The sequence below is a fragment of the Rhizobium sp. No.120 genome, assembly GCF_054558365.1.
This window is the reverse complement of record NZ_BAAJNQ010000007.1, coordinates 44546-59861: the sequence shown is the minus strand read 5'-3', so window position 1 is coordinate 59861 and position 15316 is coordinate 44546. Positions and strand designations below refer to the sequence as shown.

Genomic DNA, 15316 nt, shown 5'->3' with positions numbered 1-15316 from the left:
CCAAGCCGCCTTTTTTGTCTACTGTGAAAATTCTCCTGCCTGAGCCGCCTATCTCGGAATTTAGCGACAGTTCTAAGCCGCACTGCTTCAGGCCCGACCGTCGCGACACCAGTTTCGCTAATATTTTCTAGAATCTCTATTTGAGATTGCAGCTGGAAGATGATTTTATGCAGCCCGTCTGACTCATTCTCCGCGCTCCTCCCGATTTTTGATCCGAGAGGCCCATGTCGATTTCAGATAAGATCTACCGTCCCTTCGAAAGGTTGATCCGGCCGCTCGACATCCCCTATCGGCCGCTGCCCCCCAAGGGGCCACTGGCCGTTCTTCTTCACTTCATCCTCATGTTTCGCGGCATTCTGATCACGCTCGCCCTCTGCACCATGGCGGTTGAAATCATGAGCCTGACCATCGTTTGGGGCCTGTCCGTCATTGTCGATGGCGTCACGCAGCAGGGTGCTGCCGCTTTCCTGCACAACGACCGGACGCTGCTGGTCTTCCTCGGCCTGATGCTTTTTCCCTGCATCCCAATCGGCTCTTTCCTCGTCAACACGCTAAACTCGCATACGCTCGGCATCGGCATGCCGGCCGCCATTCAATGGCAGGGCCACAGGGCGGTGGAGCGGCAGGACCTCGCCTTCTTCCACGATCTATATGCCGGCCAGGTCGCCTCGCGCCTGCAGCAGGTAGCGTCAGCTGTGCAGCAGCAGGTCATTTCTGCCTTCCAGTCCATTCCGCGCTTTATCATGCAGATGATCGGCTCCGTCGTCCTTCTGGGCGCGCTCTCCTGGCAGCTTGCCCTTCCGTCCATCATTTGGATCACGCTCAACGTGCTTCTCGCCATCAGGCTGGCGCCCGTCTTCACTGAGCGCTCACGCCGCTCGGCCAAGCGTCGCAGTCTGATTTCCGGCGCCATCACCGATCTCTACGCCAATATGCAAATGGTCAAGCAATTCGCCGCGGAAGACAGCGAGGCCGGCGCCATCAGAGGCATCATCGGCAAGGCGATCGAAGCTCAGCAGAGCGAACAACGCATCTACCGTACCGCCGAGGTCATCGTCGTCGTCCTCAACATGATGCACTGGCTGGCTATCCTGTCGATCGGCTTTACCGGGCTCGTGGATGGCTTCGTCACGATCGGCGAATTCACTGCCGCCGTTTATGTTCTCAACCGCCTCTCCGGTCATACATTTACCTTCCTGCAGATGGGCCAGCAGATCTTCCAGGCCATCGGCACGATCAAGGACGCCATGCCAGTCATGACGACGCCGCCCACCATCACCGACGGGCCGGAGGCGCGGGATCTTGTCGTCCCGAACGGCGAAATCCGCTTCGACCACGTTCGTTTCGCCTACAAATCCGGAAAGCCCGTCATCAACGACCTTTCGCTGACGGTGCGGCCGGGCGAAAAGGTCGGCCTCGTCGGCCTCTCCGGAGCCGGCAAGACCACGCTCGCAAATCTTCTACTGCGTTTCTACGACATCAAGGACGGCGCGATCCTGATCGACGGGCAGGATATCCGCGCGGTCACGCAGGCAAGCCTTCGCCGCGCGATCGGGGTCATCGCGCAGGATGTGGCGCTGCTGCATCGTTCGGTCGGCGACAATATCCGCTACGGACGGCCGGAGGCGAATAAGGACGAAATCGAGGAGGTCGCGAAAATGGCCAGCGCCGATGCCTTCATTGCCAATCTCGCAGACAGCGAAGGCCGCAAGGGCTATGACGCCTTCGTCGGCGACCGCGGCATCAAGCTCTCCGGCGGCCAGCGTCAGCGCGTCGCGATCGCCCGCGTCCTGTTGAAAGACGCACCGATCCTGGTGCTGGATGAGGCAACCTCGGCGCTGGACAGCGAATCCGAAGCCGCCATCCAGGATAGGCTCAACTTGGTGATGGAGGGAAAGACGGTGATTGCCATCGCTCATCGCCTTTCGACCATTGCCAAGATGGACCGCATCGTCGTGCTCGATCACGGGCGCATCGTGGAAGAAGGCAGGCCCGAGGAACTGGCCGAACAGAATGGCCTGTTTGCCCGCCTGTGGAAACGCCAAACCGGCGGCTTCATTCCCGAAGACATCAACGAACTCCTACCGGCATCGTCTACGAGCTGATGTCAGAAATCTGGAGGCAACTATTGCCTTAAGCATGTCGCGCAAGAACATGAAGCGGTTTGCGATAGCGACATGCGCAAATCAAGAGCCCAAAGATCGCTACGCGCTTTAGTAGCCTTCTATCCTCTCGACGCGGTTGCCGAGCGCCCGGTGGGTGCTGATTTTTCGGTGGATGGAGCCTGCTGCACCCTCTGGCTGAGCCAGACGCTGCCAAGCACGACGACGATGCCGAAGATCTGCATCGGGCTCAGATGTTGCCCAAGCACCGCCCACCCGAGGATCACGGCAGTCGTCGGGCTGAGGAAGCCGAGCGGCGAGACCATCGAGGGCTCGAGCCGCGACAGGCCGCGGAACCAGAGAATATAGGTGAGTGCTGCGCCGATCAGGCCGAGATAGGCGAAGCCGAGAATGTTTGCGCCGGTCAGATGCGGCAGCGGCGGCTCGAGCAGCAGGGCCACCGGCAGCAAAAGCACGCCACCTGCCGTCAGCTGCCATGCGGTAAAGGTCAGCGGCGAGACATCGGGCCGCCAGCGGCGGCTGAGCACGGTGCCAGCCGCCATGGAAAAAGCACCGCCGATGCCCGCAACAATGCCGATCGGATCGAGCGTCGCATTTGGCGTCAGGATCAGCAGCGCGACGCCACCTATACCCGCGACGGCTGCGATAATGGAGAGGCTGCGGATCGGCGATCCCAGCAGCAAGCGCGCTAGCACAATGACGATCAACGGCTGGACGGCACCGACCGTGGCCGCCACGCCCCCCGGCAGCCGATAAGCCGAAATGAACAGCAGCCACCAGAAGATGGAGAAATTCAGCGCACCGAGAACCAGCGACTTCAGCCACCAGACCCCACGCGGCAGCTGCCGCACGATCAGGAGCAGAAGCAGGCCGGCGGGCAGTGCGCGCAGCATGGCGACAGTCAATGGATAACCGGCCGGCAGAAGCTGTGTCGTTACCAAATAGGTGCTGCCCCAGATCGCCGGCGCAATGGCGGTGAGCAACAGGTCGAAATTGCGGTTCATGGCATCAGCCTCGAAATTTATCTTGACCTCAAGATAATCTGAAATGCCTTGACGTCAAGATAAAATCATGGCGAGGTCTTGGCATGGATCGCATCGACAAAATTCTCGCTCAGTGGCGCCGCGAACGACCGGATCTCGACACGACGGCCATGGGTCTCCTCGGGCGCATGCGCAATCTCGCGCTCCATCTCTCCCGCGAGATGGAGAAGACCTTCGGCCGCTTCGGCCTGAACTCGGCAAACTTCGACATGCTGGCGACCCTGCGCCGCTCGGGCGAGCCCTATACCCTCTCCCCCAGTGATCTGATGGAGACGATGATGGTCTCGTCGGGCACGATGACCAATCGTATCGATCAGCTTGAGAGGGCCGGCCTCGTCGCGCGCAGCCAGAACCCGGATGATGGCCGCAGCTTCCTGATATCCCTGACGCCGAAAGGCTTCGAGCTTATCGATGCGGCGGTGACGGCGCATGTCGAAACGCAGAAACGCCTGATCTCCACCCTTTCTGAAGGTGAACGAAAGGCCCTTGACCGCCTGCTGCGCAATTATTTAGCCGACTTCGAATCTAGCTGATTGCTTCGAGCGCGATTCGGCGCAGACATCGCGAATACAGCCCCTCAGCCAGCGATGCGCCGGATCCGCATCCATGCGCGGGTGCCAGAGCAGCGAGATCGTGACATCGGATGTCGGCACCGGCAGCGCGAAACTGTGCATGTCAACGCGCAGATTGCCCGTATAACGCTCCGGCACACTGACGATCAGGTCGGAGGCGCGCGCCAAGGCCAGTGCCGCCGAAAAGCTGCCGACAATCGTTGCGATCTGCCGCTTGAGGCCCAGCTTTTCAAGAGCCTCGTCGATCTGCCCTTTCTGCAGGCCACGCCGCGAAACAAGGATATGCTGGCCGGCGACATAACGCTCCGGCGTGATCAATCCTTCGCTCAATGGATGCTCGCTTCGGACCACTCCGATGAAGCGATCGCGGAACAGCGCCTGCGTCCTGAGCTCCGGACCGGTATCGTCACCGACAACACCAGTCTCGAAGTCAATCGTGCCGTCGCGCAGAGGCATGCTGTCCTTGTCCAGCTTCTGCGTGAAGTAGAGCCGAACGCCAGGCGCCTGCTCGGCAATGCGGGCGATCAGTTCGGCGCCAAAGTTCTCCACGAAGCCTTCGCGAGTGCGCAGCGTGAAAATTCGAGTCAGTTGCTTCAGATCAAGTGCTTCAGCCGGGCGCAGTGCCGCTTCCGCGTCCTGCACAAGCTGACCGACACGCTCGCGTAATTCCAGCGCCCGCGGTGTCGGCACCAGCCCGCGCCCAGCCCTGACCAAAAGTGGATCCCCCGTGGTCTCGCGTAGGCGCGCCAGCTGCCGGCTCATCGCCGATGGGCTGAGCCGTAGCCTCCGGGCAGCACGCGCAACGCTGCCTTCGGCAAGCAGGACATTCAGGGTGACAAGCAGGTTGAGATCGGGCGTGGACATGAGGGGAGCATAGCACGTTTGTATAACATATAGCGTCAAACGCACGAATGAAGTGCAAATGCTGCGCATTCCGCCATGCCGCTTCGACAGCTACTTTTCCGTCGAGACTTTTTAAGACGTCACCAGAAAAAGGAGCTCATGTTGAAGCCAATCCTCGAAGAATCGGGCGAAGCCGGACGCGCGCGGGCACCCTCCTCGACCCGCTGGGCGCTCGCCAGCCTCTCGCTTTCCATGCTGATGCCCTCGCTCGGCACCAGCATTGCCAATATCGCTCTGCCGGCGCTTGCCCAGGCATTCGGCGCCTCCTTCCAGCAAGCGCAATGGATCGTGCTCGCCTACCTGCTCGCCATTACCACGCTGATCGTCAGCGTCGGACGCCTGGGCGATATTTTCGGTCGGCGGCGTCTGCTGCTGACTGGCACAAGCCTCTTCACCCTCGCCTCGCTCTTCTGCGGCATAGCGCCGACGCTTTCGCTCCTGCTTGCCGCCAGAGCTTTTCAGGGCCTGGGCGCAGCGATGATGATGGCACTCGCTGTTGCGATGGTTGGCGAAACCGTTCCCAAGGAGAGGACCGGTAGCGCCATGGGCCTGCTTGGCACCATGTCTGCCATCGGTACCACGCTCGGCCCGTCGCTCGGCGGCATCCTGATCGCCGGCCTCGGCTGGAAAGCCATCTTCCTGATCAACGTGCCACTCGGCATTGCGAATGTCCTGCTCGCCGCTCGCTTCTTGCCGGCGGATCGTCCGAATGCAAAAACCACCCAGGGACGACCGGATGCGATCGGCACCCTGCTGCTGGCGCTGACGCTTGCCGCCTATGCGCTGGCAATGACCATAGGGCGCGGCAGCTTCGGCAGAGTAAATATCGGCCTGCTGTTGGTTACGGCATTCGGAACGGCGCTATTTCTGCTTGCGCAAGCTAGGGTGAAATCGCCGCTGCTGCGCCTTTCCATGTTCCGCGATTCGACGCTGACGGCAGGCCTTGCCATGAGCACATTGGTCTCGACCGTGATGATGGCGACGCTAGTGGTCGGCCCCTTCTACCTTTCTTCCACACTCGGTTTCGACGCAGCTGAAGTCGGCGCCATCATGTCGGCGGGTCCACTGGTGGCCGCACTGATGGGCGTACCGGCAGGCCGTATCGTCGACCGTTTCGGCACTCAACGCATGACGATCACGGGCCTCGCAGGCATGATAGCCGGCCTCTTCCTGCTCTCGGCCATGCAAGGCAAGTTCGGAGCAGCCGGCTATATCGGGCCGATCGCCGTCATCACCGCAAACTGCGCGCTGTTTCAGGCGGCCAATAACACTATGATCATGGCTGATATCCAGCCCGAGCAGCGCGGCGTCATATCGGGCATGCTGAACCTGTCGCGAAATCTCGGCCTGATCACCGGCGCATCCGTCATGGGCGCAGTCTTCACGCTGGCCTCGGGAACCACGGACATTACCACCGCAGCGCCGCAGGCGCTGGCGGGCGGAATGCAGATCACCTTTGCGGTGGCCGCTCTGCTGATTGTCGGGGCATCGGCAATCGCACTCACCGGTTTTGCCTGCGCGAAGCGAGCGTCTCTTTCAGAAGAAGCGCTCTGATCCGCTTTACAACGAAAAGGCCGGAAGGAAATGCTTCCGGCCTCCAGAGCTCAATTCCTGAAATCAGAAACTCGCCGTCAGCGGATCCGGCCCGATACGGCCGCCAGCCGAATCGAGCTTGGCCATCTCAGCCAGGTCGTCGCTTTCGAGCTTGAAATCGAAAACGTTGAGGTTTTCCTCGATGCGGCTCGGCGTCACCGATTTCGGGATGACGATCAGGCCGTTGTCGATGTGCCAGCGGATGATGATCTGTGCTGGGGTGCGACCGTGCTTGGCGGCGATCTTGCCGATGACAGCATTGCCGAGAAGCTTGCCCTGGCCGAGCGGGCTCCAGGATTCGGTCTTGATGTTGAGCTTGTCGTGAACGGCACGCAGTTCCTTCTGCTGGAAGGTGGGATGCAGCTCGATCTGGTTCAGCACGGGTGTCACGCCGGTCTCGCCGATGATACGTTCAAGATGCGCGGCGGCAAAATTGGAAACGCCGATCGAACGGGCGCGGCCCTCTTCCTTGAGGCGCACGAAGGCCTTCCAGGTGTCCAGATAGCGGTTGCGATGCGGCGACGGCCAATGAATGAGGTAAAGGTCGATATAGTCGGTGCCGAGCCGCTTGAGGCTTTCGTCGAAAGCCTTCAGCGTGGAATCGAAGCCCTGCGCCTCGTTCCAGAGCTTGGTTGTGAGATAGATATCCTCGCGGGCGACGCCGGACTGGCGCACGCCTTCGCCGACGCCATCCTCGTTGGCATAGATGGCCGCAGTATCGATATGACGGTAGCCGGCTTTCAAAGCCGTGCTGACGGCCATCGGCGCGACGTTTTCCGGCGTCTGCCAGACACCGAGGCCGACCTGCGGAATGGAATGGCCGTCATTGAACGTGATTGTCGGTTGCGTGGTCACGATAAGTCTCCAAAGGATGATAAGCAGGCGGAGTGAAGGCGTGATTTAAATTCTGAAAGAAAAGGGGCGGTCTGGTTCGCAAAGGCGCACCGGTCGAAATCCCGATATAGTGGAGAATATCGGGATGTTAACCCCGCGCGACCTTTCAGACAACCCGGACCGTCATACCTCTTCGCAAAGATGGCAGGATGCGCTTCATGTCGCGCAGGCTGACGGCAACGCATCCGGCCGTCGGCTCATATCCCGGCCTGATCAGGTGAAAGAAGATCGCCGAGCCGCGGTTGCGCCGGCGCGAGCGCACGTTCCAATCGAGCACCAGGCAGATATCATAAAGCCCATCCTCCCGCCGCAATTCCTCATGACTTGGATTGAAGGGCGCCTTCACAGGCCTGTTGTAGTTGGGATCGTCGGGTTGATCGCACCACAGCATATCCTCCCGGATATGCCGCATCGGCAACGTCGTCCGCAGGAAGCGGACGCGATCGCCGCGCGTGAAGCCGTAGAGCAGCTTCATACCGGCAATCGGGGTCGCGCCATCGCCCTCTCGCTTCAATATGCTGCGCCCGGATCTGCCGATCGCCGCCGGCACGGTCATCCTCCCAACCTGCACCAGCGCCCGCGTTTTCTTACCCGGCGCAGGCCGCACGACGATCGTCGATTTGGTCCGCCCTGCCCCCGCCCTTGTCTTTTGCATTTTCCTCACATGTTTTTGCTTTGCGTGTGATTTCGTTTGAAATCATAGCAGTTTCAACCAAACGACCAAGCCTGAGCCGCCTCGCGACTTGCCAAAAGTGCAATTTGGCGTAGGACTTAGGAGGAATGAGAACAAGGACCCGAACGGCATGACGGCACGCACCATTCTTCTGGTGGATGATGACAACGACCTGCGTGAGATGTTGGTCGAGCAATTATCGCTTTATGAGGAATTCAACGTCCTGCAGGAAGTGACCGCCGGAAAGGGCGTGCAGACCGCACGCACCGTACCCGTCGATCTCCTTATCATGGATGTCGGCCTGCCCGATATGGACGGCCGCGAAGCTGTGAAGCTGCTGCGCAAGAACGGCTTCAAAGCGCCGATCATCATGCTGACGGGGCATGACACGGATTCCGACACCATCCTTGGCCTTGAAGCCGGCGCCAACGATTATGTGACGAAGCCATTCCGCTTCGCCGTGCTGCTTGCCCGCATCCGCGCGCAGCTGCGCCAGCACGAGCAGAGCGAAGATGCGACCTTCACTGTGGGACGATACCTCTTCAAGCCGAGCCAGAAGCTGCTCACCACGGAAGACGGCCAAAAGATCCGGCTCACGGAAAAGGAGGCCGCCATCATCCGCTATCTCTATCGCGCCGACCAGAAGGTCGTCACCCGCGATATCCTTCTCGAAGAGGTCTGGGGCTACAATTCCGGCGTGACCACCCATACGCTCGAAACCCACGTCTATCGCCTTCGCCAGAAGATCGAGCGCGATCCCTCCAACGCCGAAATCCTGGTCACGGAAAACGGCGGCTACAAGATCATTCCATAGGCGATCGATGGCGCTGAACGACGATATCCGACTGCTGTCGCAACTGCCGCTGTTTCACGGCATGGGCGACGAGCCGCTGCGGCTGATCGCCTTCGGCGCCGATCGCCGCCATGTGAATGAGGGCCAGACGCTATTCCGGGAAAAATCGCCCGCCGAATGCGCCTATGTCATAACGCGCGGCAGTTTCGAACTCAGCACCATCGATGCTAACGGCCAGACTCAGGTGGAAGCGGTGGTCCAGGCAGGCACCATGCTTTCGGAACTGGCGATGGTGACCTTGGTGGAGCGGAAATACACGGCCGTTGCCGCCGAAGAATCCGACGTGATCCGCATCACCCGCGCCCTCTTTCACCGCTTGATCGAGGAATATCCAGACGCTGGCCTGCTGATCCAGAATCGCATCCGCGAAAACTTCGCCGCCCTTGCCAGGCAGGCGGCCGCAATGCTCGGCCGTTTCTCCTGAAGCAATCCAGGAAAGGGGCGAAGCGGTTTTTCGTCCGGAATTCCGTAAATACAAAAGGATAGAGCGTTTTCGCGATTCAAAGAAAAGCGCAAACGCTCTAACAAGTTCAATACCGCTTCAGAGATTGAAATGGGCTATGACCGGCACGTGATCGGACGGACGATCCCAGCCGCGCGCCGCCTTCAGGATCTCGATCCTCTGCAGATGCGGGCCGAGATCGGAGGAGGACCAGATGTGATCGAGGCGGCGGCCGCGGTCGGCAGCCTCCCAATCCTTGGCGCGATAGCTCCACCACGTATAGAGCTTTTCATTTTCCGGCACCTGCTGGCGCATCAGGTCGAGCCAGGCGCCGCGCTTCATTACCTCGAGCAGCCCTTCGGTCTCCACGGGCGTATGGCTGACGATCTTCAAAAGCTGTTTGTGCGACCAGACATCGTGTTCCAGGGGCGCAATATTGAGATCGCCGACGAGGATCGCAGACGTGTTCTGCTCGGCATTGGCATGTAGCTTCTTCATCTCCTCGATGAAATCAAGCTTGTGGCCGAATTTCGGATTGATCGTGCGATCTGGCTCGTCGCCACCGGCCGGAACATAGAAATTATGCAGGCGGATGCGCCGGCCGCCGCGCTCGAAGATCGCCGAGATATGCCTGCTGTCGCCGACATTGCAATAATCCTGGCGATGATCCTCGGTCAGCGGGAAACGGGAGGCGATGGCCACCCCGTGATAGCCCTTCTGGCCGTGAATGATGATGTGCTCATAACCAAGCGCCCGGAGCGGCACGTGGGGGAAAAGCTCGTTCGGAACCTTGGTTTCCTGCAGGCAGAGAATATCGGGCCGGGCCTGCATGACGAATTGCTCGACGATGGGCATGCGCAGCCGCACCGAATTGATATTCCAGGTCGCAATCGAAAATCCCATGCCCAAACCTTCCCTTAGAGCAAATCCAGGAAAAGTGCGCAGCGATTTCGCGTCCGGAATTGCATCAAAACAGACAGATGGAGCGGCTCGGCGATTTCTTTAAGCGCTCCAGTCAGGCTAAGGCTTTAGACCGGCTGTGGCGGAAAGAAAAGCGCCATTCGGCGCTTCTCCGCTACAAGGGTTGGGAGGACGCTCAGCGCGTGTAGTCGATGCGGAAAACGCTGTCGTCGAAGGCGACGTTGGTCTTTACATTGTTGATGATCACATCGGTCGTCTTGCCCTGCGGATCGATGACGGTCCATTGGCGCAGATCGTAGCTCTTCGAATCGAAGATCATCGTGATCGTCGAATCGCCAAAAACGGTGCGGTTGCCGAGCGTGATCTTTGTCAGATCCGGCTGCGAATCGACATTGCGCACCATGTCGGCGGAAAGGTCGATCTTGTTGGCGAGCAACAGGCTCAGCGGCGTCTTCGACAGCTGATACATGTTTCGCGTCTGCGTCTGGTCGTTGATGACCTGTACGTTGTTACCGTCGCAAATCACGCGCATGCGGGACGGCGGATCGTAGTTGAAACGCATCTTGCCGGGCCGCTGGATGAAGAAGGCGCCGCTCATCTGATCGCCGCGCGGACCGATCTGCAGAAAACCGCCCTTCATCGACTTGATCGATGAGAAATGATCGGCAATGGCCTGGGCGATGCCGGGATTGAGGGTCGCTGCGGCTGCCTGCGTTTGCGCCTGCGCGAAAGCCGAGACCGGCAGAGCGCCTGCCGCGCCGACCGCAAGCACGGCGCCGAGAAGGTGCCGGCGGGTCAGGGAAAGTCGGCTGGACGGCTGCGCATCAAACTTTATCATCGAATTCTCCTTCATGCTTCGTCCATGGCGCGCAAAATCGGCGTCTTCATGGCGCAACGGCCCAGGGCCGATAAGGGGCCGCGATCAAATTTCCCTGAACATAGACGGGATATGCGACGCGGAAAGGGCCTGCGGCATCAGCGATCGAGAATATCGGCTTCGGTCGGGACGAGAATTTCGCGCTTGCCGGCATGGTTGGCCGGGCCGATCAGTCCCTCCTGCTCCATGCGCTCGATCAGCGAGGCGGCGCGATTGTAGCCGATGCCGAGACGCCGTTGGATGTAGGATGTCGATGCCTTGCCGTCACGAAGAACGATCGCAACCGCCTGATCGTAGGGATCTTCCGAATCCGAAAGATTGGACGTGCCGACCGGACCGTGGCCGTCATCATCCTCGTCGTCATCGGCGGTGATGGCATCGAGATATTGCGGCGCGCCCTGTGTCTTCAGATAAGCAACGATATCCTCCACTTCGCCGTCGGAGACGAAGGGGCCGTGCACGCGCTGGATGCGCCCGCCGCCGGCCATATAGAGCATGTCGCCCATGCCGAGCAGCTGTTCGGCACCCTGCTCGCCAAGAATGGTGCGGCTGTCGATCTTCGACGTCACCTGGAAAGAGATGCGCGTCGGGAAGTTCGCCTTGATCGTGCCGGTGATGACATCGACCGAGGGACGCTGCGTTGCCATGATAACATGGATACCGGCGGCGCGCGCCATCTGCGCCAGACGCTGCACGGCGCCTTCAATATCCTTGCCTGCCACCATCATCAGATCGGCCATTTCGTCGATGATGACGACGATGTAGGGCATAGGCTTCAGATCGAATTCTTCCGTCTCGTAGATCGCCTCGCCGGTGTGGCGGTCGAAGCCGGTCTGCACGGTCCGGCTGATCGCCTCTCCCTTGGCAACGGCCTGCTCGACGCGGCTGTTGAAGCCGTCGATGTTGCGCACGCCGATCTTCGACATCTTCTTGTAGCGCTCTTCCATCTCGCGGACGGTCCATTTGAGCGCGACGACGGCCTTCTTCGGATCGGTGACGACGGGCGAGAGCAGATGCGGAATGCCGTCATAGACGGAAAGTTCGAGCATCTTCGGATCGATCATGATCAGCCGGCATTGCTCCGGTGTCATGCGGTAGAGCAGCGACAGGATCATGGTGTTGATCGCGACGGATTTACCCGAACCGGTCGTACCGGCCACGAGCAGATGCGGCATCTTGGCGAGATCGGCGATGACGGGCTCGCCGCCGATCGTCTTGCCGAGCGACATGGCAAGCTTCGCCTTGGAAGTCTCGAAATCGCGGCTGGCGATGAGCTCGCGCAGATAGACTGTCTCACGCGTCGAGTTCGGCAGCTCGATGCCGATGGCGTTGCGGCCGGGCACGACGGCGACGCGCGCGGCGATCGCGCTCATCGAACGGGCGATATCGTCGGCAAGGCCGATGACGCGGGACGATTTGATGCCGGGCGCCGGCTCCAGCTCGTAGAGTGTCACGACCGGGCCGGGACGGACATGAATTATTTCGCCCTTGACGCCGAAATCCTCCAGCACGCCTTCGAGCATGCGAGCATTCTGCTCCAGCGCATCGGCAGAGAGCGTCGCATCGCGGGCGACTGCCTTCGGCTCGGCAAGCAGATGGACAGCGGGAAGCTGGAAGCCATAGGGACGGATGAAGGAGGTCTGCGCCTCGCGTTCCGCCCGCGCACCCGGTTTCGGACGCGGCGCGGCGGGAGTGACACGATGGCCGGCAGCGGCTCCCTTTGGAGCAGCCGGGGCCAATGGCCACTCATCATCCTCATCGTCAGGCAGGATATCGGCCGGACGCCGCGGATCGCGATCGTAAAGAGAATCCTCGTCCTCATCCTCATCATCGCCGAGACTGATCGACGGCGCGGATACCACGCGGCGCGCCGGACCATCCATGGACGGCTCGAGACGGTCGCCCCGCGCCATGGGTGCCTTGGCCCGCACCGGCTCGTTCAGCGTACCGAATTCGTCGTCGTTGAAATCATAAGGCGCATCGAAGGCATGGTCGCGGCGCTTGCGCGGACCCATGCCGAACAGCCGGCGCAGGCGGGCCTGCGTGTTGTACCAGGCATGCATGAGAGCGCCGAAAGCCATGAAATTGCCGAGGAAGCTGCCGCGGTCGTCATCCTCGTCCACGTCGCCTACCCGGCGGGCACGGCTGCGGGTTTCCTCATAATCGTCCTCATCCTCCTCGTCTTCCACGAGGTTTTCACCGATGATGCCTGAGGCAAAGAGCATGAGCCAAATGGCCGGAACGGCGAGGACCAAACCGATGATGATGGCGACGACGCCGCTCGGATAGGTGCCGATGAAAAGGGCTGGGAGGCGCAGCAGAAGGTCGCCGACGACGCCGCCGATACCGTTGGGGATCGGCCAGGTGGGCGGTGCCGGAAAGCAGGCGATCGAGCCGGCCGCCACGATGCAGCCGCCGAACCAGGCGCCGAGGCGCGAGGGCACACGATGAAGCTTGCGGTTGGCAATCAGCGCGAAGGCCCAGGCGACGACGGGCAGCATCGCCAGAACCGAGGCAAGGCCGAACGACTGCATCATGATGTCGGCAAAGGCGGCGCCGGGAAAGCCCAGCAGGTTGGTCGGCGGATTGGCAGTTGCGTAGGAGTAGCTGGGGTCCATGACGTTCCAGGTCGCCAGCGCCGCAACGGCGAGCGCCAGCAGGAACAATATCGCGAAGCCAGACAGCCCCTTGATCTGACGCCAAACCACGCTCGAAAGCGATAAACGGTCGGGGCGACCGCTCAACGCCGCCGAATTGCTTCTGCCCATGATATCAAGCCCCGTTCCAGTCCAAAGCGCAAGCGAATCGATCTATGCCCACTCGCCGGCAGGTTAGCCATACCTAATCAGAGGAGGGTTAATGGCGTGTTAACCATGCATGCCGAGCCAGGGGATTGGCGGCTTTTCCAACGGGATGTGATTGCACCAAAGAAAAGGGCCCGAACCGAGGTCCGGGCCAAGAGCGACCTATTTGCGATGAAACAGGACGCGACGGGATGTTTAGCGAAACTGGGACCTTCCCCCGGTTTCGCAAGCTTCGATTAAGAATTGTGGTAGGCAGCTTCGCCGTGCGAGGCGAGGTCAAGACCTTCGCGCTCGGCTTCCGGAGCGACGCGCAGGCCGATGATGACGTCGACGACCTTGTAGAGGATCGCCGAGCCGATGCCGCACCACAGGATTGTCGTGACGACGGCGGTCAGCTGAACGACGACCTGGCTGCTCATCGTGACGCCATCGGCATAGCCGACGCCGCCGAGCGAGGCGCTGGCGAAGATGCCGGTTGCGATGGCGCCGAAAATGCCGCCGATGCAGTGTACGCCGAAGACGTCAGCCGTATCGTCGTAGCCGAACTTGTTCTTCACAACCGAGACGAAGAAGTAGCAGAGCGGCGAGACGATCAGGCCCATGACGATCGCGCCCATCGGACCGGCGATACCGGCTGCAGGCGTGATGGCGACGAGGCCGGCAACCATGCCCGAAGCGCCGCCGAGCATGGAGGCCTTGCCGCGGGTGAAGGTTTCGACCAGCGACCAGGAGATGATGGCGGCTGCCGTTGCGACGAAGGTGTTGACGGTAGCGAGCATCGCGCCGCCGGAAGCTTCGAGGTTGGAGCCGGCATTGAAGCCGAACCAGCCGACCCAGAGCATCGATGCGCCGACCATGGTCAACGTCATGGAATGCGGAGCCATCATGTCCTTGCCAAAGCCGACGCGCTTGCCGACGAGGATAGCGCCGACGATGCCTGCAATACCGGCATTGATGTGAACGACGGTGCCGCCAGCGAAGTCGAGAGCACCCATCTTGAAGAGCATGCCGTTGGAATCCCAGACCATGTGAGCGATCGGGAAGTAGACGAAGGTCGCCCACAGCGCGCAGAAGAGCACGGCTGCGCCGAACTTGATGCGCTCGGCGAAGGCGCCGATGATAAGCGCCGGCGTGATGGCGGCGAAGGTCATCTGGAACAGCATGAAGATGAATTCAGGAATGACGACGCCCTTGGAGAAGGTTGCGGCCGTGGTCGAGGTCGAGACGCCCGAGAGGAACATCTTGGCTGTGCCGCCCCAATAGGGGCTGCTGCCGCCGCCGAAGGCGAAGGAATAGCCGTAGAGAACCCAGAGGATCATTACGACCGCGCCGATCATGGTGCACTGCATCAGGACCGAGAGCATGTTCTTGGCGCGGACGAGGCCGCCATAGAACAGCGCAAGGCCTGGAACGAGCATGAAGAGCACGAGAATGGTTGAGATGAACATGAAGGCGGTGTCGCCCTTGTCCGGAACCGGAGTGGCAGCGGTCGCAGCCGCAGCAGCCGGGGCGGCATCCTGGGCAAATGCGATCGCCGGCGCAAGCAAGGCCGCAGAAAGCGCGCCCACCCGTGTCAGGGCGGAGGAAAGCTTGGAAAATGACATGCAAATAACTCCCT

13 protein-coding genes are annotated in these 15316 nt (G+C 60.7%); 5 read left to right on the top strand and 8 right to left on the bottom strand.

From position 1 onward, the window contains the following. Positions 1 to 224 precede the first annotated feature (224 nt). Complete coding sequence (locus ACYJRZ_RS19845; RefSeq protein WP_459461784.1) at positions 225 to 2105, top strand: ABC transporter ATP-binding protein; 1881 nt, start codon at positions 225 to 227, stop codon at positions 2103 to 2105. Between the two features lie 119 nt (positions 2106 to 2224). On the opposite strand, the gene ACYJRZ_RS19840 is transcribed toward ACYJRZ_RS19845, so the two are convergent. Continuing rightward, positions 2225 to 3127: an EamA family transporter gene (locus ACYJRZ_RS19840; protein ID WP_459461782.1), complete on the bottom strand. Its 903-nt coding sequence runs from the start codon at positions 3125 to 3127 to the stop codon at positions 2225 to 2227. Between the two features lie 83 nt (positions 3128 to 3210). Between ACYJRZ_RS19840 and ACYJRZ_RS19835 the strand changes: the two genes are divergently transcribed. Continuing rightward, positions 3211 to 3699: a MarR family winged helix-turn-helix transcriptional regulator gene (locus ACYJRZ_RS19835; RefSeq protein WP_459461780.1), complete on the top strand. Its 489-nt coding sequence runs from the start codon at positions 3211 to 3213 to the stop codon at positions 3697 to 3699. On the opposite strand, the gene ACYJRZ_RS19830 is transcribed toward ACYJRZ_RS19835, so the two are convergent. Continuing rightward, positions 3676 to 4602: a LysR family transcriptional regulator gene (locus ACYJRZ_RS19830; protein WP_459461779.1), complete on the bottom strand. Its 927-nt coding sequence runs from the start codon at positions 4600 to 4602 to the stop codon at positions 3676 to 3678. The genes ACYJRZ_RS19835 and ACYJRZ_RS19830 overlap by 24 nt on opposite strands. 138 nt (positions 4603 to 4740) lie before the next feature. On the opposite strand from ACYJRZ_RS19830, the gene ACYJRZ_RS19825 reads away from it, so the two are divergent. After that, positions 4741 to 6195, top strand: a complete 1455-nt coding sequence (locus ACYJRZ_RS19825; protein ID WP_459461777.1) for an MFS transporter — start codon at positions 4741 to 4743, stop codon at positions 6193 to 6195. Positions 6196 to 6258: 63 nt separating this feature from the next. Here the strand turns inward: ACYJRZ_RS19825 and ACYJRZ_RS19820 are convergent, their stop codons facing one another. After that, complete coding sequence (locus tag ACYJRZ_RS19820) at positions 6259 to 7089, bottom strand: aldo/keto reductase (protein ID WP_459461775.1); 831 nt, start codon at positions 7087 to 7089, stop codon at positions 6259 to 6261. Between the two features lie 145 nt (positions 7090 to 7234). Then, on the bottom strand, positions 7235 to 7783 hold the full coding sequence (locus ACYJRZ_RS19815; RefSeq protein ID WP_459461773.1) for a L,D-transpeptidase family protein: 549 nt from the start codon (positions 7781 to 7783) through the stop codon (positions 7235 to 7237). Between the two features lie 148 nt (positions 7784 to 7931). Between ACYJRZ_RS19815 and ACYJRZ_RS19810 the strand changes: the two genes are divergently transcribed. After that, positions 7932 to 8615: a response regulator transcription factor gene (locus ACYJRZ_RS19810; RefSeq protein WP_199146377.1), complete on the top strand. Its 684-nt coding sequence runs from the start codon at positions 7932 to 7934 to the stop codon at positions 8613 to 8615. Between the two features lie 7 nt (positions 8616 to 8622). Beyond that, on the top strand, positions 8623 to 9078 hold the full coding sequence (locus ACYJRZ_RS19805; protein ID WP_145635963.1) for a cyclic nucleotide-binding domain-containing protein: 456 nt from the start codon (positions 8623 to 8625) through the stop codon (positions 9076 to 9078). Positions 9079 to 9195: 117 nt separating this feature from the next. On the opposite strand, the gene ACYJRZ_RS19800 is transcribed toward ACYJRZ_RS19805, so the two are convergent. The 4 genes from ACYJRZ_RS19800 to ACYJRZ_RS19785 all read right to left on the bottom strand — a co-directional run bounded on the left by ACYJRZ_RS19800 (position 9196) and on the right by ACYJRZ_RS19785 (position 15302). After that, positions 9196 to 9999, bottom strand: a complete 804-nt coding sequence (locus ACYJRZ_RS19800; protein WP_459461770.1) for an exodeoxyribonuclease III — start codon at positions 9997 to 9999, stop codon at positions 9196 to 9198. Between the two features lie 193 nt (positions 10000 to 10192). Then, complete coding sequence (locus tag ACYJRZ_RS19795) at positions 10193 to 10855, bottom strand: outer-membrane lipoprotein carrier protein LolA (protein WP_459461768.1); 663 nt, start codon at positions 10853 to 10855, stop codon at positions 10193 to 10195. A gap of 137 nt (positions 10856 to 10992) precedes the next feature. Continuing rightward, the gene (locus ACYJRZ_RS19790; RefSeq protein ID WP_459461766.1) at positions 10993 to 13662 is read right to left on the bottom strand and encodes an FtsK/SpoIIIE family DNA translocase; all 2670 of its coding nucleotides are present in this window, start codon (positions 13660 to 13662) and stop codon (positions 10993 to 10995) included. Between the two features lie 272 nt (positions 13663 to 13934). Beyond that, positions 13935 to 15302, bottom strand: coding sequence for an ammonium transporter (locus ACYJRZ_RS19785; protein ID WP_285206159.1), 1368 nt, complete (start codon positions 15300 to 15302; stop codon positions 13935 to 13937). Positions 15303 to 15316 lie beyond the last annotated feature (14 nt).

Coding starts and splice junctions, on each gene's coding strand:
- ACYJRZ_RS19805 (WP_145635963.1), top strand. CDS start 8,623: ATGGCGCTGAACGACGATATCCGACTGCTGTCGCAACTGCCGCTGTTT.
- ACYJRZ_RS19835 (WP_459461780.1), top strand. CDS start 3,211: ATGGATCGCATCGACAAAATTCTCGCTCAGTGGCGCCGCGAACGACCG.
- ACYJRZ_RS19815 (WP_459461773.1), bottom strand. CDS start 7,783: ATGCAAAAGACAAGGGCGGGGGCAGGGCGGACCAAATCGACGATCGTC.
- ACYJRZ_RS19795 (WP_459461768.1), bottom strand. CDS start 10,855: ATGATAAAGTTTGATGCGCAGCCGTCCAGCCGACTTTCCCTGACCCGC.
- ACYJRZ_RS19790 (WP_459461766.1), bottom strand. CDS start 13,662: ATGGGCAGAAGCAATTCGGCGGCGTTGAGCGGTCGCCCCGACCGTTTA.
- ACYJRZ_RS19840 (WP_459461782.1), bottom strand. CDS start 3,127: ATGAACCGCAATTTCGACCTGTTGCTCACCGCCATTGCGCCGGCGATC.
- ACYJRZ_RS19845 (WP_459461784.1), top strand. CDS start 225: ATGTCGATTTCAGATAAGATCTACCGTCCCTTCGAAAGGTTGATCCGG.
- ACYJRZ_RS19785 (WP_285206159.1), bottom strand. CDS start 15,302: ATGTCATTTTCCAAGCTTTCCTCCGCCCTGACACGGGTGGGCGCGCTT.
- ACYJRZ_RS19810 (WP_199146377.1), top strand. CDS start 7,932: ATGACGGCACGCACCATTCTTCTGGTGGATGATGACAACGACCTGCGT.
- ACYJRZ_RS19830 (WP_459461779.1), bottom strand. CDS start 4,602: ATGTCCACGCCCGATCTCAACCTGCTTGTCACCCTGAATGTCCTGCTT.
- ACYJRZ_RS19825 (WP_459461777.1), top strand. CDS start 4,741: ATGTTGAAGCCAATCCTCGAAGAATCGGGCGAAGCCGGACGCGCGCGG.
- ACYJRZ_RS19800 (WP_459461770.1), bottom strand. CDS start 9,999: ATGGGATTTTCGATTGCGACCTGGAATATCAATTCGGTGCGGCTGCGC.